Raw genomic sequence first — 23,212 nt, 5'->3', positions numbered from 1 at the left:
CTATCCCCTCGTTTCCGTATCCTTGATGAAAGTGGCTTGGTTATCTTCAGCAAACGGCACTTGTTGTTGCTGTTTGTGTTTTTCTTTTATTTGTTGTCGACTTTGATATAAACGAATAACAAAATAGAGATCGGGGGCAATAATTAAATCATCATCATTGATAGTGATCTTGTTACGTGCAATCCAACGATTTAATTCTGTTCTGCGCCCAGCCAATACCAATTTAACGCCTTTGATCCTAAGCTCTCTAATTAGCTCATCAATAACAGCAAAAACACTCACATCGTCATAAGTAAAACTTACGGTAGCATCAACCGCTAACCATGCAGGACGTTGTGGCGCGCTGTCCACTAGCTGTAGTACCCGCTTTTTAAAATAGCCAACATTGAAATAGGTTAAGGGGGAATTAAAACGATACATCATCAATCCTGATATCGATTCAATGCCGTTACCTTGGTTGATTGAGTGGATCATTCCTTGTTCATCAACACCTAATAACTGATCACTTGGGCGGAATACAATACGTAAAAATTGCAATAACCCAAGTAACACAGCAAAACCAATGCCGTTAATCAATCCCGCTAACAACACCGCTAATAAAGTAAACGTTGCTAAGGTAAAAGCTTGTCGATTTCGTTTACGATAAGACCAAATATGACGAATACTTAGCAATGACCAAGAGGAAACAATCAGCACAACGCCTAAAGAAGATAACGGAATGTAGGCAATAAAGTCGGTCATAAAAAGCAACACAACTAAAATGACTAACGCAGCCACAATAGAGACCAATTGTGTTTTACCGCCAACAGAATCATTCACCGCAGTACGGCTACTGGCGGCACTTACTGCAAATCCTTGCGAAAGTGCCGATGCGATATTAGCAATGCCTAATGCCTTTAATTCTTGGTCGGCATCAACATCATAGCCATTTTTGCTAGCAAAACTTCTTGCCGTCATCATAAAGCTAACAAAACTAATCACCGCAAGGTTAATGGAAGGAACAATTAATTCACGAAGTGATCCAAGATGAAAGCCACTCATTGAAACGATGGGTAAAAAGAGATCACCGTTGTCTGCTTCTTTATCAACAATAGCAATCCCATAATTGACTAAATCAAATTGCCAACTTAAATAGGTCATCACCACCATAGCAATTAACGGAGCGGGCCAACGTTGTCTAAAATGACGAATACCTAATAGTAATGCTAAGGTTAGCGCCGACATCAACAGTGTTGGCCAATGTGCTTCTTTTAATCGAAAAGGTACTTCAAGTAATTTTTCAATTAAATATTCTGGGGAGGTGGTAAAACCAAATACTTTACTCAATTGCCCCACCATGATAGTGATGGCAACGCCATTTAATAGACCTTGTAATATAGGTCTAGAGAGAAAGTCCGTAAATGCGCCAAAGCGAAAATGACTCGCAAGAATGCACCAAAAACCGGTCATTGCAGTCATTATAATGGCCAGTTGCCAACGGGTATTTTCATCCCCCGCAGAAAGAGGAATGACAACTGCGGCTATCACGGCACAAGTTGCAGCATCAGGGCCAGTAATTAATTGGCGTGAAGTGCCAAATAAAGCATACATGATCATGGGTAAGATACAGGCGTATAATCCCACAATGGCATTGATACCGAGTAATTCGGTATAAGCGATAGCAACAGGCAATGCAACCGCAGCAACAGAAAGCCCTGCTTTAATATCATATCCAAGATATTCACGCTGATAATTAAACAATAAGCCTAATCCAGGCATCCATTTTATTATTCTTTTTCCGTTCATTGATTTCCTCTTATCTGAATTACTTTTTCGCGCATTCATCAAAAAGTCGCGTGAAGAGATAATGGCTCAATGAATCATATACTAGAGTGATGTTTTAATCTCCTACCATAATCAATACTTTATCTTTAAATGACACAAGATTAAATTAAACCTTATATTCAATGAGTTAATCTAATATAAAACCGCCATATTGTGATAAATAAGCCTGATCTTATTAAAGATATGCAATTGTTTACCCTTTTCATGTCGCTTTGCATTAGAATAACCTAGTTTATAAATTTAACGACAATAGGTTTCTATCGGTTATGAAAAACGGCTGGCTTAAGCAATTACTTGATTTCGCTCCACTATTAGTGTTTTTTATCTTTTATAAATGGCAAGATATTTTCTATGCTTCTGGCGCATTAATTGTAGCAACATGGATCTCAGTCGGTTTAACATGGCTTATTTTCCATAAAGTCGAAAAAGCACCACTGATCACCGCAATCGTTGTAACGATATTTGGTACATTGACTATCGCTTTCCATTCAGATGTCTTTATTAAATGGAAAGTCACCGCAATCTACGCCATTTTTGCGCTAGTGCTTATTGCGATGCAACTCTTTACGCCGAAAACATTAATGGAAAGAATGCTAGGTAAAGAATTAGCGATGCCAGCGACTAATTGGAAAAAACTCAATATCGCTTGGGTACTGTTCTTTTTAGCTTGTGCGCTGGGTAATCTTTATGTCGCATTTTCTTTATCTCAAGAAACTTGGGTAAACTTTAAAGTCTTTGGGTTAACAATATTAACCTTAATCTTTACTGTGATTAGTGTTGTGTATATCTGGAACAACCGGTTACCCGAAGAAGAGACGAAAGAGGAATCAACAGAAAGTCATACATCTGAAACATCAGATAACGGAACAACATCAACATCTAAAGTATTACATAAAGATGTGACATCTAAATCTGAATAATGACCTCTATTTTATCGGGAGACTGCCTCAAAGGAGTCTCCTTAGTTTTAACATTGATAGATAGTATTTCCCCATGACTGAACAACAATCTTTGCCTAATGGTGAGCTAGTATTACGTACGCTTGCCATGCCAGCTGATACTAACGCCAATGGTGATATTTTCGGTGGCTGGATAATGTCTCAAATGGACATTGGTGGTGCCATTTTAGCGAAAGAAATTGCCTTAGGTCGCGTTGTTACTGTAAGTGTAACAGGCATTACCTTTCTAAAACCTGTTGCCGTTGGCGACGTCGTTTGCTGTTATGCTCGTTGTTTAAAAACCGGTAACTCTTCAATTACTGTTAATATTGAAGTGTGGGTTAAAAAAGTAGCAACCGAGCCGGTAGGTCAACGGTATCGTGCCACTGAAGCCGTGTTTACTTATGTGGCAGTCGATGAGAATAATAGCGCTCGTCGCCTACCTGAAGGTAAAACCAATTTTACCTTAGCAAGTACCATGGAATAACCTTTTTAAGCTCAATAAAACCAACAAAAAAGGCACTTATCAAAAGTGCCTTTTTTATCATTGAGTGATGTGAAGCTTTATCAATCAATGGCTTCTTATTAACTTGCAGAAACACCATCTATATTAAAATCAATGATAACCACTTTACCTTTATAAGGGATTTTCTCATAACGCCATTGACGCATTGCTTTTCTCACTTCGCGTTCAAAGACATTTTTGGGGTTAGCAGAGAGAATTTCTACATTATCTACCCGTCCATCGGCATCGATATCAAAGCGTACTTTTATTGACCCCTCAATACCCACTGCCTTGGCACGAGAAGGATAGATAGGTAACCCTTGGCGAAGCACATTAGGTACTTTCCCTTCTCCTTGGCTAGTTGTCGCAACAGGCTTTTCCTCACCTTTATTACTCGGTGTAGCGTTGGGATTAAGATTTTTCATCTCATTTCCCTTGTTCAGCGCCAATGGTTGTTGCTGTGGCCGTTCGACGGGTGGCTTTGGTTTTTCCACCGGTTTTGGCTTAGGTTTGGGTTCGGGCTTCTTCTCTATCGGTTTTTCAATCACCGGTTTTACATCTGGGATCGGTTCTGGTTCTGGCTCAGGTTCTGGCTCGACAACAGGCTCAGGCTCCGGTGGCGTCACCTCTTCAACTACAGGCTCAGGCTCTCCTACTGGCTCATCTGCAGCAAAGGCTAGCATCTGTATAGAGATAGGTTCTGGTGCAATTGGCTTATCTTCTACAACATACAGTATGGCAGCCGCAACAAGCGAGGCATGCAAACACAGTGATATAAATACCCAAAGCTTAAAGCGCATAACTGATCTTATTTCACCTAAACAAAAAATAATGCCTCTAGTTTAAATGCAAATAGCAATCATATTCAATAACGTTTATCAAAATGATTGCTATAACAACTAAAAAAGCTAAAGATCAATTTAGTTCGGTGTATTGCACGAACAACAGCGCTCTATGTTTTCTAGAAGTATCAAGCTTACGCATTTGGTAAATACGTAAGTTACGGCGTGATTGACCCTCTAACCAACGGCGACGGCGACGTAACGCTTGTCTCATCATTCGCCAACGTGCCACTTCATTCCTGCTATGTCTCATTGCAATCAATACCTATTTTTTCAAATAAGTGGTGTATTATAGGACGTTCATTTTATGATCCAAGGGGGGATTGATAATTTGCCTTATTTTTTATTTATGCTTTATACCTTTCTCTCAAAAATAAAATGTATCAAAATAAGTATCTAGCGACTTATTTGATGTTTATCTCTTACCAGAGAGATTTGACAGAGAAAATAATCCTGATTTAATAACAACATTTGGCAAATAATAGAAATAATGAACTATTGTTAGTAAATTGCCTCCGACCTATTCATGCGATTCTTTTTCAACGGAAAATAGCTTTACTATGACAACATTTTATACTGTATTAAGTTGGCTAACTTTTTTCTTCTATTGGCTATTGATCGCAGGGGTCACATTTCGTGTCCTAATGCATCGACGACCTGTCACCTCAACGATGACATGGCTACTGATTATTTATATCCTTCCTTTAGTCGGTGTTATCGCCTATTTTGCTTTTGGTGAACTTCATCTTGGTAAACGCCGTGTCGAACATGCTAGGCAGATGTGGCCTTCCGTAGTTGCATGGCTTGAAGAATTAAAAAAATGTAAACATATTTTCGCTAAACACTATAGTGATGTTGCGGAGCCCATTTTTCAGTTAACCGCTAAACGCCAAGGTATTAATGGTGTAAAAGGTAATAAGATCCAGCTACTAACAACTTGCGAAGACTCATTAAATGCCATCACGCGTGATATTAATAATGCGCGCGATAATATTGAAATGGTGTTTTATATCTGGCAATCCGGAGGATTGGTAGAGGAAGTCACTGAAGCCCTTATTCAAGCGGCTAAACGTGGTGTAAAATGTCGCATTATGGTGGATTCTGCAGGAAGCCGTAGTTTCTTTCGCACCAATGGCCCTGCAAGAATGCGAGCCGCCGGCATTGAATTTGTCGAGTCATTACAAGTCAATCTGTTCCGTTTCTTCTTGCGTCGTATGGACTTACGTCAGCATCGTAAAATAGTATTAATTGATAACTACATTTCCTATACCGGCAGTATGAATATGGTCGATCCACGCTATTTTAAACAAGATGCGGGTGTCGGTCAGTGGATTGATATTATGGTCAGAATGGAAGGCCCTGTTTCTACGACACTGGGTATTATTTATGCTTTCGACTGGGAAATGGAAACCGGTGAACGCCACTTACCACCGCCACCAGATAACAATATTATGCCATTTGAACAAGCAAATGGGCATACTACACAGGTGATTGCCTCAGGTCCCGGCTTTCCTGAAGAACTCATTCAACAATCATTAATTACGGCCATCTATTCAGCCAGAAAAGAATTAGTCATGACAACCCCCTACTTCGTGCCAAGTGACGATCTGGCTCATGCCATTTCAACTGCCGCTATGCGTGGTGTTGATGTCAGTATTATTGTGCCACGAAGTAATGACTCTTTCCTGGTACGTTGGGCAAGCCGAGCCTTTTTTACTGAAATACTTGAGGCGGGTGTAAAAGTTTTTCAATTTGAAGATGGCCTATTACATACAAAAAGTGTAATGGTTGATGGTCAACTGAGTATGGTTGGCTCGGTTAACCTTGATATGCGTAGTTTATGGCTTAATTTTGAAATAACTGTTGTGATTGATGATGAATGTTTTGCTAGTGATCTTAGCATCGTACAATATGATTATATTGCCCGTTCAACACAACTTACTCTTGATGAATGGGAAAAACGTCCATTTATGAATCGGGTGTTAGAACGCCTTTGTTATTTCTTTAGCCCACTTCTCTAGAAAGAGTGATACAATCAGCTCAGTAATTATATCAACAATAAAATAGTTAGCGAAAACAGCTAACTATCGATATAAATAGCGCGACAATATTGACATAATTTATAGGCATGACCATGAACCAACCAACCTTAATCAGTGAAGAAGAAGCTTTAGAACAAGCCTATGATCTCTTTTTAGCGCAAGCCGCTGATAATCTTGATGTAGCCGATCAGCTGCTTTTTAATTTACAATTTGAAGAACGAGGTGCGGCTGAAGTTGTTACATTAGGGAATGATTGGCAATTTATTGTCGGTTTACCTGTTTCATCAGCCCGGTTTAGTGAAGTGATTATCGGTCTTGCACCGGATGAAAACGCCGATATTGATGATATTTTTGGTCGCGTATTAATTAGTCGTGATCCCCTGCAACCCATGTACCATATTATTTGGAAATCTTAACTTCTTAATAACCACATAATTTGTCTGTTTAACTACACTGGCGAACTTATCAATTTTACTTTGTTTAAAAGTAGCTTATATAAAGACTAAAAAGGTCGCAAAAGCGACCTTAGAAAATATATTGACTATCGTGTGTGACACCTTTGATTAAAAACGATAACCGATACCCACTACCCAAGTAGTAAAATCAATATCATATAGTTTGGAGTACTCATAAGAAACATCAATAGCTAAGTTAGTGATTGGGTTTACTTGTACACCTAATCCATAAGCCATTGATATCTTATTTTCTTTTTCTCTTTCATCATAGTAGTGAAAGTCTTCATGAAAATAGCCAAAACCTATTAGTCCATATGCACTGACATAATTGTTAAGGCGGTAACTTGGACCTGCCGTTAACGAATAGTAGCTAATCTTTGAAGTACCTGCATATCCCCAATGATCATAACCATCATTTTTATTTTTTGCATATGAAAACGAACTGATAACGCCCCAATCATTAGCTACTTCATGATTATATTTTAAGTTAATACCTTTAAGGTTATCATTTATTAAATCTTCATCGACTTTCAATTTAGATTTAGCATACCCTATCGACACTGTATTTTCTAATGTTGCATAAGCATTAAAAGAAAGAGTAGAAACAACGAGTATTGAAGTTGAAAGCAAAAAATTAAATTTCATTTTTATTCTCTATATAAAATAACAAAAAAACTAAAAAAATTATATTTTTTATGAAGTTAAGCATCTTTAAACAATAAAAACGATACAATAAAAAACATTTATTATAAAGAAATTCTTATTAATAAAATGAAAATAAAATCTCTCTCTTTAATTAGAGTAAACTTATATTATTTTTATCCACCATTAAGTAAATATTAAGAATTGTTATTATTTTTGATTATTCTAAATTAACCAAAATATAAAAATAAAAAATCATACGCTTATATAAAATATATATTATTAAATCTATTATTTTATGCTATCTTTATAGCATAATTTATCTTATGTTATTTTTTTATTAGTTGAGTTATCAATGTTAAAATTAAATAAAATTCATCATGTGGCGATTATTTGTTCTGATTATAAGATCAGCAAACATTTTTATTGTCAAATACTGGGGCTTACCCTATTAAATGAAAAATACCGTGAAGAAATACAATCTTGGAAAGCAGAGCTTGCGTTAGGTACAGTCTACCAAATTGAATTATTTAGCTTCCCAGATGCGCCAGCACGCTTAAGTTACCCAGAAGCTCGTGGTCTACGCCATGTGGCATTTGCAGTGGACGATCTTGATGCTTCAGTTGCTTATTTACAACAAAACAATATTCAATGTGAGCCAATACGTATAGATCCTAGTAGCCAAAAACGTTTTACCTTTTTTCAAGATCCCGATGGCTTACCTTTAGAGCTTTATTCAATATAGTTCACAACATATAACAAGGCCGCAATAAATAATGCGGCCCAAATTAATATATTATTTATTAATACGTTAAAATATAAACATAAAATGATTAATCTATATTTTTATCAAATACACTATTGACTAAAGTGATTTTTGACTCTGCTTTTGTATATTGTTTAATCATCGGAATGATGCGACGAAAATGTTCACTATTACAATGAATATCTAGTGCTTCTTTATTTGGCCATGATTCAATAAAAATAAAGTGACCGGGATCTTTCTCATCAACAAATAAATCATAGCTAATACAAAGTGCTTCTTGTTGGCTAGCTTTCACCAATTCTTGGTAAAGTGGTAAGACCGTTTCTATTGATGCTGATTTAATAAAATCTTCTGCAATAACCTTTATCATAAATATCCCTTACTATTAATATAGAATGGTGATGAGCTACTATTTACTATTATAGAGGTTATATTATGATTAAAAATAATAGAAAAATTCAAACATAATACCGCCCAAACCAATAGGGTTTAATGGCCCAAAAAGACCAATAGGTAGAAAAGTGGTTGCCATGATCTATTTCCTTAGTTTTATATGCAAGTGTATACGTTGCTATTATTTTTGATAAAAATAGATAAATCAATAAGATAAACTCTACTTTTTAAGATAATATTTACTCTATTCACTTCTGTTCTGTATCACGATGATCTTCCCCCCTATTTTCTACTAAAAAACAACTTACTTTCTGTATAAAAATCATTATTTACGAATAATTATGCTAAAAGTGTATAAAAATAGGCGTTTAAATTTTTCTGTTTATCTTTATATAATAACAGGTCAGCGTTTATATCATGTACAGTAAAAGTATGGGGGTTACTGTGTGGCTTGAACAATTTGGAGTGCTCAATATTTGGACATATCTTGCGGGTATGTTCTTTATTATTATCGTCCCCGGCCCTAATTCCCTTTATGTGCTTAAAACCAGTGCATCAAGAGGAGTTGGTGCAGGTTATCGAGCCGCATTAGGGGTTTTTATTGGCGATGCTATCTTAATTTTCTTAGCATTTATCGGTGTGGCATCAGTTATTAAAGCCTCTCCTGTGCTTTTTACTATTGTCCGTTTCTTAGGTGCTTTTTATCTACTCTATCTCGGTATCAAAATTATTCATGCTAACTTCTTTGCCAAAAAGCAAAGCCATACTGAGACAAACTGTATTCAAGAGCATGTATTTCGTAAGGCATTAACATTAAGCTTAACCAACCCCAAAGCGATTTTGTTTTATATCTCCTTTTTTGTGCAATTTATCGACTTTAACTATGCACATACTGGTTTATCCTACTTGATCTTAGCTTCTATGCTTGAAGCATTTAGCTTTGTTTATCTCTCTTTTCTTATTTTTGGTGGTGTAGCATTGGCGCGTTTCTTCGGTTCACGTAAAAATATCGCTAAACTGGGAAATGGTATTGTTGGGCTATTTTTTATGGGGTTTGCCACCAAACTTGCCACACTCTCCTCTTAAATAGACGTCCTTTAGTGACTTAAATAAGAGGCTGTTGTTATCAATAGCGATTATCTTTGTAGTAATCGCTATTTTCCCCGTTACTATCTTGGTCAGTAAGTCAGCCCCACAGGGTGGCGATTATTTTACTTAGCAGTTTCGAAATGCGCGATGCTTCTGTTATCATTGTCGGCTTATCATTTCCTTGCAATAAGTGGTGATTAAATTTTGCTTTTTAGCTTTATTCGTTTAAACGCATAGATATTATGTTATTCCGATAAAGCACGTCATACAACAAATTGAAAACAAAGCAGAAAATCCCTTTAAAGTAAGTTAAAAAACCTTAGCAACGATATAGAACCGTAAAAAATGAGCATCCCAAAAGAGCAATATAATTTTAACAAATTACAAAAACGCTTACGCCGTAACGTTGGGCAAGCTATCGCTGATTTTAATATGATTGAAGATGGCGATAAAATCATGGTGTGCCTTTCTGGCGGGAAAGATAGCTATACTCTCCTATCTATCTTAATGAATTTGCAAAAAAGCGCGCCAATACAATTTTCCTTAATTGCCGTTAATTTAGATCAAAAACAACCGGGCTTCCCTGAGCATATTTTACCTGAATATCTTGAGCAACTGGGTGTAGAGTATAAAATTGTTGAAGAGAATACTTACGGTATTGTAAAAGAGATCATTCCAGAAGGTAAAACCACCTGTTCACTTTGCTCTCGCTTACGTCGTGGTATTTTATACCGTACAGCCACCGAAGTTGGGGCAACAAAAATTGCTTTAGGTCACCATCGTGATGATATTTTAGAAACGCTGTTTCTGAACATGTTTTATGGTGGAAAGCTAAAGGGCATGCCACCTAAATTAATGAGTGATGACGGAAAACATATCGTTATTCGTCCATTGGCTTATGCCCGAGAAAAAGACATTGAGCGTTTTGCTCAAGCAAAAAATTTCCCTATTATTCCCTGTAATCTTTGTGGCTCTCAACCTAACTTACAGCGCCAAGTGATCAAAGAGATGCTAAGAGATTGGGATAAACGTTACCCTGGGCGCATTGAAACCATGTTTAGGGCAACCCAAAATATTGTTCCGTCGCATCTATGTGATACCCAATTATTTGACTTTGCTAATATCAAACAGGGTGATGAGATTATTAACGGCGGTGATCTAGCATTTGATAAGGATGATATTCCAACAAGCCCTATTCTTTCCGATGATGAAGATGAGCGTCCTGATTTTAGCCAAGCTAGATTGGATGTTGTTGAGGTAAAATAAGCATAGCCAGTATTATCCCTAGCAAACCATCGTCGTTGCGCTGGGGTTTAATATGCTTTACTTATGACGAAAATAATAAGCAAAAAAAAACCGATGTTTATTTAACATCGGTGTAATAATGGTCAATTATTCTGTATTAAGAACTCAATATGAGAAAAACTACAATTATGGAGCACAACGTTCATCGCTCAACGTTGTATTCACCTGCGAGAGTTATAATGCCAGATGTTGGCATTTAAAAAATTGATATATCTCAAACAGAGTTAGAGAATTCTTTTTTAAATCCATTTAGTTACGATTAATTTGCTGAAATTTCACAACCACCTACTACGCTTTAACCACCAAGCAACAATCACAATCAAGAAAAACAGTGAAAAGCAAAATATAGCAAAGCCATAAGGAAATTCATTGCCGGGGATCCCCCCTAAATTAACCCCAAATAGTCCTGTCAAAAAGGTCGTGGGCAAAAATAGCATCGCCATTAATGACATGGTATATGTTCGTCTGTTCATCGCATCTGCCATCATTGAAGTAATTTCATCAGCAATAACGGCTGTACGAGAAATACTACTATCTAAATCTTCTAATCGACGCGAGAGACGTTCTGATATTTCAACCAAACTAATGCGATCACTGTCGCTCATCCAAGGTAATTTTTCGATAGAGAGTCGAGAGAATACATCACGTTGTGGCGCCATATAACGGCGTAACACAATCAGTTGCTTACGTAGCAATGCCAATTCACCTCGAGCCGGAATTTGCTGATCGAGGATCATATCTTCCAACTCAATTAATTGGTCATGAAGTGTTTCAACAAAATCACCTATTTCATCTGTCACTGCATCGGCCATAGTGATCAACCAACTACCACTATTTTCTGGACCATCACCCACTTCTAAAGAGTGGATCACCGAATCAACGGAATTAACGCGACGATGTCGGCTCGAAATAATCATTTGACCATTAATATAAATACGATACGCAATCAGTTCATCCGGCCGATCATCGGGGTTGTTATTAATCGTTTGCAAATTAATAATAACCCCTTCCCCGATACGCTGTGCCTTAGGTCGAACATTTTCAGCTAAAAGCACATCTTTTGCGATAGGAGGAAGTAACTCAGTCTGATTAATCCACTGATCACTTTTGGGTTTACGATAATCGAGATGAACCCAAAAAGGCCTTTCATTACTTGCTATGCTATTAGCCGTGATCGGCATAATTCCGCCATGCCCATTAAGCTGAGCCGTATAGATAGCATCAGAATCTTCGATTATAGCGTTATTGACACTTTTCATTATTCGTCCTCCTTGATACCATCATTTAAAATATAATTTTATGCTTTTTTCTAAAATCATGTAAACAATCAATAATATTGCCTTTATTTGATTATGTTGCAAGAGGTTAAATCAAGCCACTATTTAGCCTAGCTTAACGCCATCACGTTCCCCCATCTACAACAACATTATTGAGTAAAATATTTTCTACTTTAAGATTTTTACACTAAAATAAGCATTAATTATTAGGTTATGATAGATTTTTCAATATATGCCTATATTTAGGTTATCGATTGGCACTAGATATTAGTCATAAAAATGAAATTTGCTTAAAATAAACGTAAATATTAAATTAATTTGTCGCCCCTGAAATAAGGCTATTAATATGAAAAAGTTTCTCACCATTCCTTTATTTTTACTTTTAGCAGGATGCAATACAGCGACAGGAACCAACACCCAAGTTATGAACGATTCGACAAAAACACTGCTTATTGACTCTCAGCTTTATGATTGTGTTGGTGTTGCGCCAATGAAATGCATGAAAGTAAAAGAATTACCTGCTGGTGAATGGTCTTTCTTCTATCAAAATATCGAAGGATTTGATTACCAAGCGGGAACGCAGTACAAAGTAAAAGTCAAAGTTACAGATATTCCTAATCCTCCTGCGGATGCACCAAGCATCAAATATACACTGGTTGAGATCTTAGATAAAAAGTAAGTAACTCACTAGCTAAACAATGGATTTTCGGATCCATTGTTTATTTCGCTATTATTACATTTTCCTTTAGCTATAAATTATAAATAAGATCCAATAATAATAACGATTATTTATAAAATATCTTATATTATCTAAGATTATAGTAATTACCCTTCTATTAATACCAAAATAATTTCTTTTAACTCAATAAGAATGCTAGTTTTTTTTAAGAATCATTCCAAAGAAATTAACTTGAAATATGTTATTAACTCACTAAAAATATCGCCATCTCCAACAAATTAGATACGCGATAATGAAAAAAAATCTTATTTTATTTATAAGCTTTATTTTACCTTTCTCTCCATCACTACATGCTTTTGAGAATAATCAGGCAATTTATGGCGGTTATATATATGGAAAAATAAAAAACCACAAAGCAAATGGTGCAATAATAAGTTATCACTATGGATCCGATATTCACTGGGGAATGTTACTTTCATTACTGCATATCAAGTCAACACATCAAAGCCATTTTATAGACGCTAGCTCACTTAAACTAGGCACAAAAGATGAACATGCAAAGGTTTCTGCATTGTTAATAGGCCCAACGTATCGAATTACACCTTCTTTGGCTATCTACGCCCAAATGGGGCCTAAAAAATTAAAATATCGAGTTGATAAAAGTTATTCAGGCGTTGCGGTAACCGATACCATTATCGTCGACACCACCAATGTGATGTTTCAAGCGGGTATTGATTATAGCCTTAGAAAAAATGTAGGCATTAATCTTGGCTATTTACATTCAGATACTGAGTCAAACAAACATAATATTAGACTAAATAGTATCCAATTATCCCTAGGCTATCGTTTTTAATGTTTTATAAATAAACGATAACATAAGTTAAAAATAATCTTATCAATTTTATTTGTTGTTAAAATACGTTTACTGACCACTGAAATTATAATTATAAGGCTATATTAAGTAGTTATACCTATAAATAAAAAGTATAAATTTATACTTTGCATCAACTGCACGATTAGTCAAAACATTCATGCAAAATTATATTAACATAATTTTGCAATGTTTATTCCTTTTGAGTCTCCTTCTGTTGCATAACAGAGGGATTTTTTTTCTCTATCTCTCTTCCCCTAAAAAAAAGTACGCAATAATCATTACGTACTCTTTGCTAATATTTTGGCTTTCTTATCTTATTGCCTGTAACACTTATTTAATGCTTTATAACATACAGCATATGGCTATAAGCGACATCTTCAGGATTCTCAATGGGATAACCTTTTAGCCAAGGTTTGATTAGACGACCATTAGTATACTGATAGATAGGGGCAATAGGCGCCTCTTCCGCAATAACCTGTTCAGCACGATTATAGAGACGATTTCTTTCCTCTTCATCTGTCGTCATATTGGCTTGGACTAAAATCTCATCATATTGCTGGCTCTGATATTTTGGGATATTTCCAGCATGCTTAGAGCCTAATAAAGATAATAATGTGGAGGGTTCATTGTAATCGCCTATCCATGATGCTCTTATCACATCAAAATCACCTGAATTACGACTATCAATATAAGTTTTCCATTCTTGATTGCGTAAGTTTACCTTTACGCCTAACTTTTTCTTCCACATAGAAGCGACAGCAATGGCGATCTTTTGATGATTTTCTGAATTATTATAAAGCAGAGAGAGAGTTAAAGGATTATGAGGACCATAGCCGGCTGCTGATAACAATATTTTTGCTTGGCTATCTAATTCATCCTGACTGTATTCATCATATAGTGTTGGCTCAGGCGTAAAATTAGCCGTCACATCAGGAGTAAAGCGATTCGCTGATTTTTCTCCAGTACCAAGGACTTTGTCTGTAATAATTTTTCTATCAATTGCCATAGCTAACGCTTTGCGAACCCGAATATCTTTGGTAGGCCCTGCTTGTGTATTAAATGCATAATAGTAAGTACCTAACTGCTCAGGGATATACACTTGATCAGGAATATCTTTCATCAATTTGTGATATAAGTGTTTAGGAAAAGACTCTGTAATATCAATATCCCCAGCTAAATAACGTTTAGTCGCTTGTGATTCATGATTAATAGGCACAAAAGTGACTTTGGTTAACACCGTATTGTGGTGATCCCAATAGTAAGGGTTTGGCGTTAACACAATTTTCTCATTCACAACGCGATCTTTTAGTATAAAAGCCCCATTGCCGACTAAATTACCTACTTTGATCCATTCTGAACCGTATTTTTCGATTGTGTGTTTAGGTACAGGATAAAGTGAAAAATTGGTCGCTAAACTAGGGAAATAAGGAACAGGTCGTTCTAAGGTAACTTTTAACGTTTTTTCATCAATGGCTTCCACACCTAACGCGGTTGGTTTTAATTTACCATCAATAATTTTTTGGGCATTCTCAATAGAAGCTAGGGCTGCATACCAAGCAAAAGGAGAAAGATTTTTTGGATCAACTAATCTTTGCCAACTATAAACAAAGTCAGAAGCCGTCACCTTTTCGCCATTTGACCATTTAGCATTATCACGTAATGTAAAAATCCAAACCCGGTTATCTTCTGTTCGCCATGATTGTGCCACTCCAGGAATGGGACGCCCTCGCTCATCTTCTATCACTAATCCTTCAAATAAGTCTCGTTGAACTTGAGCCTCCGTTAAACCTACGGCATTAATGGGATCAAGTGATGCGGGTTCATCTTTTAAATGTCGCACTACTTCCTGTTTTTTGTCGAGTATCGTTCCTGATGGCACCACTGCCGCATTAGCCTGTGATATGAGCAATCCTTGAACGACAAGTGCACATGATATAACGAATATTTTGCGCATGTCTGTTTCGTCCTGTAGTCTATAAGCGAGTTAACTTAATAATTATAAAAGCCTGATAAAAAGGCACAATCACTGATTGCAAAAATTTTATCAATTTTACCGTTTTCACTCTTTTATTTTAGAGATGTAGACAAATTTTAATCATGGTTACGCATTAACGAATATTATCGTTAATAATTTAGTATTAATAATGGTTAGTTCAATAAGTAACAAAGGAGAACAACAATGGCACATCAAGTGACTTTACAAGGTAATGCGGTGACTTTAGCTGGAAATTTCCCCACTGTAGGCCAAAAAGCAGCCGATTTTTCTTTAGTAGGTAAAGATCTAAATGATGTTTCTTTAGCGCAATTTGCCGGCAAACGTAAAGTATTAAATATTTTCCCAAGTGTAGATACTGGTGTTTGTGCAGCGAGTGTTCGCCAATTTAATAAAGTAGCCAACGAATTAAATAATACCGTTGTACTGTGTATTTCAGCAGATTTACCTTTTGCACAAGCACGTTTTTGCGGTGCTGAAGGTTTAGATAATGTTGTCACATTATCAACAATGCGTGGTGCGGAATTTAAAGAAAACTACGGTGTCGCGATTACGTCAGGTCCTTTAGCGGGATTAACTAGCCGTGCTGTGATTGTACTTGATGAAAGTAACAACGTTATCTACACCCAATTAGTTGATGAAATCACCACTGAACCTAATTATGACGCAGCATTAGCTGTACTAAAATAATTGACAATAACGTTATTCATACCGAGTAATGTAAAAAACAAACGGGCTAATACAGCCCGTTTGTTTAAATAAAAACCATTAACACATTGTAATATAGTATTATTTCTCTGTTTTATCCGCTTTTTTACTTGTTAAATCATATTCACGTAATTTATTTGCGATCGCGGTATGAGAAATACCTAAACGTTTAGCCAGTTTACGTGTACTTGGATAATCACGATATAGACGCCTTAAAATAGAAGCTTCAAATCGCTTAGTCATTTCATCTAACGAGCCTTCAAGCAAATCTTCATCAAATAAAGTATCCGCAGTATGCTCAGGCAAGGCGATATCTTGAGGTCGCAATGTATTGCCTACTAACTGAGCCATGGCTTGATAAATTGTGTTTCTTAATTGGCGAACATTACCAGGCCAGCCATATTGTACTAAATAAGCAGATAAATCAGGGGAAATAACAGGTTTTGATGCTTTCTGCTCTAAACAATATTGATTAATAAAATGCAGTGCTAACGGCATGATATCCGCTTTTCTTTCCCGTAGCGGTGGTAGAGTTAATGTCAATACATTAAGTCGATAGTAGAGATCTTCCCTAAATAGCCCTTTTTGTACTAATTCCCATAAGTTTTTTTGTGTTGCACAAATTATTCGAACATCAACTTTAACTTCGTGCTCTTCCCCAACACGACGGAAAGTACCATCATTTAAAAAACGCAGGAGTTTAATTTGCATTTGTGGCGACATTTCGCCAATTTCATCCAGCAAAACAGTGCCTCGATTGGCTTGTTCAAAAAAGCCTTTTTTACCTTCGATAGCATTAGGATATGCACCTGCCGCATAACCAAATAACTCACTTTCAACCACATCATCAGGCATAGAGGCACAGTTAAGGCCTAAAAATGGCTCTCTGGCTCGAGGACTTAATAAGTGGCAAGCTTTAGCAAATAGATCTTTGCCCGTCCCCGTATCCCCCACTAATAATAAAGGATCATCCATTTTTGCCATTTTTTTAGCGCGTTCAACTAATTGTTTCATGGGGGTGCTAACAGCAATAACTTGTTCAAACCCCGAATTATCATTAACAATTAATTTCGGATGCTCATGAATTATTCCGCGATATTTCAATAAAATGAGCGCACCAACACAATGATTAAACTGATTATCATCAGTCAGTTTTATTGGCACAATCTCCATATCAAAATGTTGTTTTTTTAATTTGATGGAGATAATTTCAGCATGAGGATCTTTTTGTTCTAACCAGCGATGGATATTAAAGTTAGGTATCAGTTGGTTAAAAGATTTTTCATTTTTATCATTTTCATCTAATTCAAACAGATGCCGTGTAGCTGGGTTTAATAACTTAATTTGACCTTTGGTATTAATAGAAAAGACAGGGACAGGTACTGATTCTAATAGTGTCCACATAGCTCGATGCTCTTGCTCTGATGGCATAAAAGCCACAGTACGAACATCGATAACCCCCTCAATTCTTCTGATTTCAGCCATTAAAGGTTGAAATATATTAAAATCGATTTGCGAAAAATTTAGATAAATAAGACCAATAGGAAAGATTTCAATTCCACGCAAATCGATATTTTTTAATACAAGCAGATCGAGTAATTCGCGGGTTAACCCGATGCGATCTTTACAGGTAACTTCTAAGCGCATTTTAAACCTTCTTAATACTGAGTGCCCCTGAACTAATTGCTGATATTATACATTAATATCAATTAAATAAAGGGCTTTGTCAGCAAAAGTTGACACTATTAGCATTTATTTTTACACAAAAGAGGTGATATTTTGATTATAAATGCTTTTTTAACGCTTTTAAAAAATTAAAACAGAAAAATGTTGAAGGTTGAATGATCTCTTTTAACTCATAAGCGATAAAATGCTTGATCCTTTCCAATAAAAACATAAGTTCTCTTCTTATAAATTTTTTGATTGTACAACAACCATGAGAAAAACAAAAAATGAGATAATCTAGTGCATATATCGCTGCTTTCTTTTTATTATTGTTTTTTACATACTCAAAGATCTGTGCCGTTTCTTTAATTGGTGATAATAGAGCTTGCTTTTGTTGTGCATATTTTATTTTATCAATTGCATCATCCAAAATAGGCGTTAAAAAGGCCAATTGACGGTTAATATGAGTAATATTCAAAGAAGAACCAATATAAAACTTGCGTCTTTGTTTTGAAAGTTTTTTTATTGTTTCAATCTTCATTTTTCTTTCCTCGTACTTTAGATATAAACTAATATAAAAACACTATTATATAAAATACTAACCAGCTAATAATTTAATATTAAACATCATCGCAGTTATACATTTATATTATGTTGACGCTATTTATCATACTAAAGTAAATAAGCTTTACTATCAAAAAAAGAAAAAAACGTTAGCCAAATGTTAAAAAAGAAATAAAAATAAATAAATACAATGAGTTAACCAAGCATCTTAAAGCTATTAATCTTTACTTATAACTATTTTTTTACCAATGTAATACCAACTAACTTTACAACAATAAAATGTATATTTTTTGATAGAAATAAATTATTCCCTTGCACTCATGCACACATCACTTTTATATACACTAACAATTAATTTAGCGATAAAAAAGCCTCAACAATAATACTTATTGTTGAGGCTATTCAATTTATATTGAATTAAAGAATATATTGATAGGCAACTCACTCTTTCTTCTTATTACCTAATGTATTTTTTAATTGACCGATAAGCTCTTTTCTAAAGTCACTCAATTTAGGCTTATTATCAATCCAGGGTAATGGACGGCATAACTCCATTGCTTTAATTCCCAATCGGGCAGTTAATAATCCAGCGCCAATACCTTGAGCAGCACGCGTGGATAACCGAGCAGCCAAATCTTGTGAAAGCCAATCCATTCCCACTTCTCTCACTAATTCAGTCGCCCCAGCAAACGCAATATTGACGAGTACCAAGCGAAATAGCTTTAGTCGGCTATAGTAACCAAGTTCAATACCATATATTTGTGCAATACGATTAATTAACCGAATATTTCTCCAACCAATAAACGCCATATCCACCATTGCTAATGGACTTACTGCAATCATAAGGGTTGATTCCGCTGCAGAACGACTAATTTCAGCCCGTGCTTGCTTATCTAAAATCGGTTGTACTAATTGGCTATATAATTCTAAAATTTCTCTATCGTTATGCGTATCATGTAATGTACTTTGCCAACGAATATAAGCAGGATGTTGTGAATTAATACCTGCTTGTTTGGCTAAATCTTCACAAAAAGGGCGACCATTCCCTATTGCATGACTATAGAGTAATTCTCTCGCTTTATCACGCTCGTCAGCCCGTTGGCGTAAACGATAAATACGACGCCACTCAGTAATTACCGATCCCATACCCGCAATAACAATTAATCCTCCCGCACTGGCTGCACCTAAAGCAATCCAATCAGAATTTATCCATGATTGATAGATCCACTGTCCCGCTTGAGCAATAACACTAACACCTAAAATAGTACTCGCCACTGTTATTAAGCGTTTCCATAAACTTTTTCTAGGCTTTAGGGCCGATTGGATCTCACCTTCTAAACGCCCTTCATTTTCCTGTGCCTCTAATTGCGGATTGTAGGGAACAAATTGTTCATCTTGATTGAAATCAAGCCCTTTTTTTAAGCTGATTTCTTCGTTTTGTAAGGTTGATTGTTTAAAATCAATACGTGATTTTAATGGCTCATTCATTTTAGTTTATCCCCTAATAAAAACTCCAAGGCACTATCCATACGAATATGGGGAACGGCACTGTCTCTCGATATTTGTTGAGGCCGGAAAGATTCAAAACTAAATCCTTGCTTTTGCCAAAATGCCTTTTCAGGCAATCTCTTAGGAACTTCTCCTGGAAAATAAACGAGCGGCTGATTATCCGTTAGTCGGTAGCCTTTTACGGCTGGGATTTTTTCACCATGATGATCGACAATGCCACTTTCTGTCGCAGCAATAGAAGCAAGCCCCATACAATCAATGCTTATTCCTTCAAAAATAGCATTCTGTTTCGCATCTTGAATAAGTTGCTGTAACAAAGAGACTAAATTTTCATGCTGATCTGGCGTGATATGGTCAGCCTTAGTGGCTGCAAATAGCAGTTTATCAATACAGGGGGAGAATAAACGTCTTAATAAGGTTCGTTTGCCATAATGAAAGCTGCGCATTAATTGTGTGAGCGCTTGTCTCATATCATTAAAAACATCCGCACCTTGATTTAGGGGTTGTAGGCAATCGACTAAGACAATTTGTCTGTCAAACCCTTGAAAATGGTCGCGATAAAATCCTTTTACAATATGTTGACCATAATATTCATAGCGCTTTTTTAACATACCAATATTGGTTTTTTTATCGGCATTTTTTAATTTAGCACTATCGTATTGCGTTAAGTCAGCCCAAGGGAAAAATTGTAAAACAGGCGCGCCGGATAATTCCCCCGGTAAAACAAAGCGTCCCGGTTGAATAAAATGTAGTCCCTGTTTTTTACAGGCTAATAAGTATTCAGTATAAGCTGCGGCGATCTCGGCTAACAGCGTTTCATCAGCAGGGGCAAAGGGATCACATTTTTTTATTAACGACTGCCACTGTTGCACAGGTGCCGTTCGTTGTTGATTAACTCTATTCATCTGCTCAGACCATTCAAAATAATCTTGCTCAAGCATAGGTAAATCAAGTAACCATTCACCGGGATAATCAACAATTTCTAAATAGAGCGATGAAGTCTCTTTTATAAAACGCGTTAAAGACTCATGAGAGCGATAGCGTAATTGCAAACGTATTTCACTGACACCCTTAGTGGGAACAGGCCAGCTAGGAGGCGTATGGTAAAGTGACTCCATAGCTTCATCATAAGTAAAGCGTGGAATACTTAAGTTATGTTGCGGTATACGTTTAACCCCTAATAACTGTTGGTTGCGTGCCGCAGAAAATAAAGGTAAACGCGCCCCACTATGTACATTGGTGAGTTGATTGACTAAAGAGGTAATAAAGGCTGTTTTACCACTGCGGCTTAACCCTGTAACAGCGAGGCGTAAATGCCTATCTACGCCTCGATTAATCAGTGCAGTTAGTTCATTTTGTAAGCGTTTCATGTTTCTCCCAAGACACGTGACGCGATAACTTATCTAGCCCCATTTTTATCATAGGCTCAGCTATCAATAGAACCAACCAACGTAACGGTTTATAACTCACACGTTTTAATATACCGCCGGTTATTGCGGCTGGCCCAAATAAAGTTAATAACATTAAAGCAAATGTTACCCCTTTTTTCGCCCATTTAGTGAGTTTATTTGTTTTAACGGTTGTCGGTATCAAAGTGGAATTCATCATTCCTCCTTAATAAGCAAATGGTTTATATCCAAATAAAGACGCTCCTAGTATTGGAGCGTCATATTAGATTAAGTGGCAAGAAAATTATAAATCTTGAAAGCGTTTATTGAGCTGATAAGTCGAAGAAGTAATATAACGTTCCATTTGTTGTAAACGTTTTTCACCTTTTGTTAATTGACTATCCACTTCTTTTAAAATAGCTTTTAAATCCTCTTGCTGTTCCTGATGTTGGTTATAATTATCAGGTGCAGGCTCCATAAAGAAACTTAAAACAAGATAAACAACAATGGTTAAGCCAAAAAAACCAGCAAAGAGTGCAATCACCGCAATAACCCTGACTAATAGCACAGGAATATTAAAATAATGGGCAAGCCCAGCACATACGCCACGGATCATGCCTTCTTGTGGCAAGCGATACAATGATTTGCTCTGCATCGTCATTATGATTGCCTCCAGTTAGGATGTTCTGCATCAAGAATATCTTCTAATGTCTTAATGCGTTCCTGCATTTGCTGAGCTTTATCCACCAGCGCGCTCAGTCGCTGCATTTCTTGTTGGGTTAACTGAACCTTCCCTCCCCCTTTTTGGCTGTTATAGTGCAACCATAACCAAATAGGAAGAATAAATAACACAAAAATTGTCAGTGGTATTCCCAGAAATATATAGCCCATTACATATCCTTTATAAGATGGTTATTACGCTTGCTGTTACTCTTTATTAGTATTGATTTTAGCTTTTAATGCCGCTAATTGCGCGCTAATTTCATCATCGGCTTTCAGCTCAGCAAACTGTTGTTCTAATGATTTTTCTTTACCTAATCCATAGCTTTGCGCTTCGCCTTCCATATGATCAATTCGACGCTCAAATTGTTCAAAGCGCGCCATTGCCGCATCCATTTTACCGCTATCTAATTGACGACGAACCTGACGTGAAGAGTTTGCAGCTTGGTGGCGAACCACTAATGATTGCTGTTTAGCACGCGTTTCTGTCAGTTTATTTTCTAATTCACTGATTTCACCTTTGAGGCGATCTAATGTTTCATCAATGATAATTAGTTCGTGTTTTAAGGTATCGCACATTGAAGCAACACGTTGTTTTTCAATTAACGCCGCACGTGCTAAATCTTCTTTATCTTTAATCAGCGCGAGTTCCGCTTTATCTTGCCAATCTTTAATTTGTTTTTCTGCTTGCTCAATACGACGCTCTAAGCTTTTTTTCTCTGCTAGCGTACGTGCAGAAGTTGTTCTGATCTCAACTAACATGTCTTCCATTTCTTGGATCATTAAGCGGATCATTTTTTCAGGATCTTCTGCTTTATCCAGCAAAGAAGCGATGTTGGCATTAATAATATCAGCAAAACGTGAAAATATACCCATGATGTTATCCTTAATAGCTATGATAAATAATAGCCTTGAGTGTTGATTAAATAGCGTTATTAACAATAACGCCCAGTTGCTATAGTTAATACAATTTGCGTGCCAACTTTTCAAAATAACTTAACACATTAATAAATAACATTTTATTTTTCCTCGCC

General features: G+C 36.3%; 25 protein-coding genes. 10 read left to right on the top strand and 15 right to left on the bottom strand.

The genetic code is table 11. The features are described 5' to 3' along the window. Entirely contained in the window at positions 1-1,785 is a 1,785-nt protein-coding gene (locus AACQ49_RS03145) for a SulP family inorganic anion transporter (protein ID WP_004248134.1), read from the bottom strand. Positions 1,786-2,090: 305 nt separating this feature from the next. On the opposite strand from AACQ49_RS03145, the gene AACQ49_RS03140 reads away from it, so the two are divergent. Both AACQ49_RS03140 and yciA read left to right on the top strand, forming a co-directional pair. Further along, the gene (locus AACQ49_RS03140) at positions 2,091-2,744 is read left to right on the top strand and encodes a septation protein A (protein WP_004243074.1); all 654 of its coding nucleotides are present in this window, start codon (positions 2,091-2,093) and stop codon (positions 2,742-2,744) included. A gap of 73 nt (positions 2,745-2,817) precedes the next feature. Beyond that, complete coding sequence (gene yciA / locus AACQ49_RS03135; RefSeq protein WP_004243075.1) at positions 2,818-3,249, top strand: acyl-CoA thioester hydrolase YciA; 432 nt, start codon at positions 2,818-2,820, stop codon at positions 3,247-3,249. A 98-nt stretch (positions 3,250-3,347) separates the two neighbouring features. Here yciA and tonB read toward each other — a convergent pair whose 3' ends face one another. Further along, complete coding sequence (tonB, locus tag AACQ49_RS03130; RefSeq protein ID WP_161778812.1) at positions 3,348-4,067, bottom strand: TonB system transport protein TonB; 720 nt, start codon at positions 4,065-4,067, stop codon at positions 3,348-3,350. A gap of 115 nt (positions 4,068-4,182) precedes the next feature. Next, positions 4,183-4,362 carry a YciY family protein gene (locus tag AACQ49_RS03125; protein ID WP_004248137.1) on the bottom strand — a complete coding sequence of 60 codons (180 nt, stop codon included), beginning with the start codon at positions 4,360-4,362 and terminating at the stop codon, positions 4,183-4,185. Positions 4,363-4,669: 307 nt separating this feature from the next. Here AACQ49_RS03125 and cls point away from each other — a divergent pair, with 307 nt between their 5' ends. Both cls and AACQ49_RS03115 read left to right on the top strand, forming a co-directional pair. After that, a complete protein-coding gene (gene cls / locus AACQ49_RS03120) occupies positions 4,670-6,130 on the top strand; it encodes a cardiolipin synthase (protein WP_004248139.1) in 1,461 nt (486 codons plus the stop codon). 107 nt (positions 6,131-6,237) lie between these two features. Further along, positions 6,238-6,567: an HI1450 family dsDNA-mimic protein gene (locus tag AACQ49_RS03115; RefSeq protein WP_012367973.1), complete on the top strand. Its 330-nt coding sequence runs from the start codon at positions 6,238-6,240 to the stop codon at positions 6,565-6,567. 147 nt (positions 6,568-6,714) lie between these two features. On the opposite strand, the gene AACQ49_RS03110 is transcribed toward AACQ49_RS03115, so the two are convergent. Continuing rightward, positions 6,715-7,251 (bottom strand): Ail/Lom family outer membrane beta-barrel protein, encoded by a 537-nt coding sequence (locus tag AACQ49_RS03110; RefSeq protein WP_004243080.1) that lies wholly within the window; start codon positions 7,249-7,251, stop codon positions 6,715-6,717. A gap of 352 nt (positions 7,252-7,603) precedes the next feature. Between AACQ49_RS03110 and gloA2 the strand changes: the two genes are divergently transcribed. Then, a complete protein-coding gene (gene gloA2, locus AACQ49_RS03105; RefSeq protein WP_004243081.1) occupies positions 7,604-7,993 on the top strand; it encodes an SMU1112c/YaeR family gloxylase I-like metalloprotein in 390 nt (129 codons plus the stop codon). 88 nt (positions 7,994-8,081) lie between these two features. Here gloA2 and AACQ49_RS03100 read toward each other — a convergent pair whose 3' ends face one another. Then, on the bottom strand, positions 8,082-8,384 hold the full coding sequence (locus AACQ49_RS03100) for a putative quinol monooxygenase (protein ID WP_004243082.1): 303 nt from the start codon (positions 8,382-8,384) through the stop codon (positions 8,082-8,084). 440 nt (positions 8,385-8,824) lie between these two features. On the opposite strand from AACQ49_RS03100, the gene leuE reads away from it, so the two are divergent. Further along, positions 8,825-9,493 (top strand): leucine efflux protein LeuE, encoded by a 669-nt coding sequence (gene leuE / locus AACQ49_RS03095; protein WP_004243084.1) that lies wholly within the window; start codon positions 8,825-8,827, stop codon positions 9,491-9,493. Between the two features lie 348 nt (positions 9,494-9,841). Further along, on the top strand, positions 9,842-10,762 hold the full coding sequence (gene ttcA, locus AACQ49_RS03090) for a tRNA 2-thiocytidine(32) synthetase TtcA (RefSeq protein ID WP_004243086.1): 921 nt from the start codon (positions 9,842-9,844) through the stop codon (positions 10,760-10,762). A 314-nt stretch (positions 10,763-11,076) separates the two neighbouring features. On the opposite strand, the gene zntB is transcribed toward ttcA, so the two are convergent. Next, positions 11,077-12,060: a zinc transporter ZntB gene (zntB, locus tag AACQ49_RS03085; RefSeq protein ID WP_004243087.1), complete on the bottom strand. Its 984-nt coding sequence runs from the start codon at positions 12,058-12,060 to the stop codon at positions 11,077-11,079. A gap of 364 nt (positions 12,061-12,424) precedes the next feature. Here zntB and AACQ49_RS03080 point away from each other — a divergent pair, with 364 nt between their 5' ends. Both AACQ49_RS03080 and AACQ49_RS03075 read left to right on the top strand, forming a co-directional pair. Beyond that, positions 12,425-12,757 (top strand): DUF4377 domain-containing protein, encoded by a 333-nt coding sequence (locus AACQ49_RS03080; RefSeq protein WP_049196272.1) that lies wholly within the window; start codon positions 12,425-12,427, stop codon positions 12,755-12,757. A gap of 292 nt (positions 12,758-13,049) precedes the next feature. Beyond that, a complete protein-coding gene (locus AACQ49_RS03075) occupies positions 13,050-13,610 on the top strand; it encodes an outer membrane beta-barrel protein (protein ID WP_004243090.1) in 561 nt (186 codons plus the stop codon). Positions 13,611-13,965: 355 nt separating this feature from the next. Here the strand turns inward: AACQ49_RS03075 and AACQ49_RS03070 are convergent, their stop codons facing one another. Further along, positions 13,966-15,585, bottom strand: a complete 1,620-nt coding sequence (locus AACQ49_RS03070; protein WP_161778811.1) for a peptide ABC transporter substrate-binding protein — start codon at positions 15,583-15,585, stop codon at positions 13,966-13,968. Positions 15,586-15,810: 225 nt separating this feature from the next. Here AACQ49_RS03070 and tpx point away from each other — a divergent pair, with 225 nt between their 5' ends. Then, on the top strand, positions 15,811-16,314 hold the full coding sequence (gene tpx / locus AACQ49_RS03065; protein ID WP_004243092.1) for a thiol peroxidase: 504 nt from the start codon (positions 15,811-15,813) through the stop codon (positions 16,312-16,314). A gap of 99 nt (positions 16,315-16,413) precedes the next feature. Here the strand turns inward: tpx and tyrR are convergent, their stop codons facing one another. From tyrR to pspA, 8 genes are all read right to left on the bottom strand, one after another. Further along, positions 16,414-17,979 (bottom strand): transcriptional regulator TyrR, encoded by a 1,566-nt coding sequence (tyrR, locus tag AACQ49_RS03060; protein ID WP_004243093.1) that lies wholly within the window; start codon positions 17,977-17,979, stop codon positions 16,414-16,416. Positions 17,980-18,115: 136 nt separating this feature from the next. Beyond that, positions 18,116-18,538, bottom strand: coding sequence for a hypothetical protein (locus AACQ49_RS03055; protein ID WP_004243094.1), 423 nt, complete (start codon positions 18,536-18,538; stop codon positions 18,116-18,118). A 464-nt stretch (positions 18,539-19,002) separates the two neighbouring features. After that, positions 19,003-20,049, bottom strand: a complete 1,047-nt coding sequence (locus tag AACQ49_RS03050) for a YcjF family protein (RefSeq protein WP_004243095.1) — start codon at positions 20,047-20,049, stop codon at positions 19,003-19,005. After that, complete coding sequence (locus AACQ49_RS03045; RefSeq protein ID WP_004243096.1) at positions 20,046-21,440, bottom strand: YcjX family protein; 1,395 nt, start codon at positions 21,438-21,440, stop codon at positions 20,046-20,048. The genes AACQ49_RS03050 and AACQ49_RS03045 overlap by 4 nt, the downstream gene beginning before the upstream one ends. Beyond that, complete coding sequence (gene pspD, locus AACQ49_RS03040; RefSeq protein ID WP_004243098.1) at positions 21,421-21,678, bottom strand: phage shock protein PspD; 258 nt, start codon at positions 21,676-21,678, stop codon at positions 21,421-21,423. Before pspD ends, AACQ49_RS03045 begins: the two co-directional genes overlap by 20 nt. Before the next feature lie 84 nt (positions 21,679-21,762). Continuing rightward, on the bottom strand, positions 21,763-22,119 hold the full coding sequence (gene pspC / locus AACQ49_RS03035) for an envelope stress response membrane protein PspC (protein ID WP_004243099.1): 357 nt from the start codon (positions 22,117-22,119) through the stop codon (positions 21,763-21,765). Next, complete coding sequence (pspB, locus tag AACQ49_RS03030) at positions 22,119-22,349, bottom strand: envelope stress response membrane protein PspB (protein WP_004243100.1); 231 nt, start codon at positions 22,347-22,349, stop codon at positions 22,119-22,121. Before pspB ends, pspC begins: the two co-directional genes overlap by 1 nt. A 36-nt stretch (positions 22,350-22,385) precedes the next feature. Next, positions 22,386-23,054 carry a phage shock protein PspA gene (gene pspA, locus AACQ49_RS03025; protein WP_017628083.1) on the bottom strand — a complete coding sequence of 223 codons (669 nt, stop codon included), beginning with the start codon at positions 23,052-23,054 and terminating at the stop codon, positions 22,386-22,388. Between the last annotated feature and the right edge of the window lie 158 nt (positions 23,055-23,212).

This window comes from Proteus sp. G2675 (assembly GCF_963886535.1).
In the GTDB taxonomy this organism is placed as follows: domain Bacteria; phylum Pseudomonadota; class Gammaproteobacteria; order Enterobacterales; family Enterobacteriaceae; genus Proteus; species Proteus mirabilis.
This window is presented reverse-complemented; position numbering and strand designations above follow the sequence as displayed.

Coding starts and splice junctions, on each gene's coding strand:
- tpx (WP_004243092.1), top strand. CDS start 15,811: ATGGCACATCAAGTGACTTTACAAGGTAATGCGGTGACTTTAGCTGGA.
- AACQ49_RS03070 (WP_161778811.1), bottom strand. CDS start 15,585: ATGCGCAAAATATTCGTTATATCATGTGCACTTGTCGTTCAAGGATTG.
- AACQ49_RS03050 (WP_004243095.1), bottom strand. CDS start 20,049: ATGAATGAGCCATTAAAATCACGTATTGATTTTAAACAATCAACCTTA.
- ttcA (WP_004243086.1), top strand. CDS start 9,842: ATGAGCATCCCAAAAGAGCAATATAATTTTAACAAATTACAAAAACGC.
- gloA2 (WP_004243081.1), top strand. CDS start 7,604: ATGTTAAAATTAAATAAAATTCATCATGTGGCGATTATTTGTTCTGAT.
- yciA (WP_004243075.1), top strand. CDS start 2,818: ATGACTGAACAACAATCTTTGCCTAATGGTGAGCTAGTATTACGTACG.
- leuE (WP_004243084.1), top strand. CDS start 8,825: ATGTACAGTAAAAGTATGGGGGTTACTGTGTGGCTTGAACAATTTGGA.
- pspA (WP_017628083.1), bottom strand. CDS start 23,054: ATGGGTATATTTTCACGTTTTGCTGATATTATTAATGCCAACATCGCT.
- AACQ49_RS03125 (WP_004248137.1), bottom strand. CDS start 4,362: ATGAGACATAGCAGGAATGAAGTGGCACGTTGGCGAATGATGAGACAA.
- AACQ49_RS03075 (WP_004243090.1), top strand. CDS start 13,050: ATGAAAAAAAATCTTATTTTATTTATAAGCTTTATTTTACCTTTCTCT.
- AACQ49_RS03110 (WP_004243080.1), bottom strand. CDS start 7,251: ATGAAATTTAATTTTTTGCTTTCAACTTCAATACTCGTTGTTTCTACT.
- cls (WP_004248139.1), top strand. CDS start 4,670: ATGACAACATTTTATACTGTATTAAGTTGGCTAACTTTTTTCTTCTAT.
- tyrR (WP_004243093.1), bottom strand. CDS start 17,979: ATGCGCTTAGAAGTTACCTGTAAAGATCGCATCGGGTTAACCCGCGAA.
- AACQ49_RS03100 (WP_004243082.1), bottom strand. CDS start 8,384: ATGATAAAGGTTATTGCAGAAGATTTTATTAAATCAGCATCAATAGAA.
- pspB (WP_004243100.1), bottom strand. CDS start 22,349: ATGGGCTATATATTTCTGGGAATACCACTGACAATTTTTGTGTTATTT.
- AACQ49_RS03145 (WP_004248134.1), bottom strand. CDS start 1,785: ATGAACGGAAAAAGAATAATAAAATGGATGCCTGGATTAGGCTTATTG.
- AACQ49_RS03055 (WP_004243094.1), bottom strand. CDS start 18,538: ATGAAGATTGAAACAATAAAAAAACTTTCAAAACAAAGACGCAAGTTT.
- tonB (WP_161778812.1), bottom strand. CDS start 4,067: ATGCGCTTTAAGCTTTGGGTATTTATATCACTGTGTTTGCATGCCTCG.
- AACQ49_RS03140 (WP_004243074.1), top strand. CDS start 2,091: ATGAAAAACGGCTGGCTTAAGCAATTACTTGATTTCGCTCCACTATTA.
- pspD (WP_004243098.1), bottom strand. CDS start 21,678: ATGATGAATTCCACTTTGATACCGACAACCGTTAAAACAAATAAACTC.
- AACQ49_RS03080 (WP_049196272.1), top strand. CDS start 12,425: ATGAAAAAGTTTCTCACCATTCCTTTATTTTTACTTTTAGCAGGATGC.
- AACQ49_RS03115 (WP_012367973.1), top strand. CDS start 6,238: ATGACCATGAACCAACCAACCTTAATCAGTGAAGAAGAAGCTTTAGAA.
- pspC (WP_004243099.1), bottom strand. CDS start 22,119: ATGACGATGCAGAGCAAATCATTGTATCGCTTGCCACAAGAAGGCATG.
- AACQ49_RS03045 (WP_004243096.1), bottom strand. CDS start 21,440: ATGAAACGCTTACAAAATGAACTAACTGCACTGATTAATCGAGGCGTA.
- zntB (WP_004243087.1), bottom strand. CDS start 12,060: ATGAAAAGTGTCAATAACGCTATAATCGAAGATTCTGATGCTATCTAT.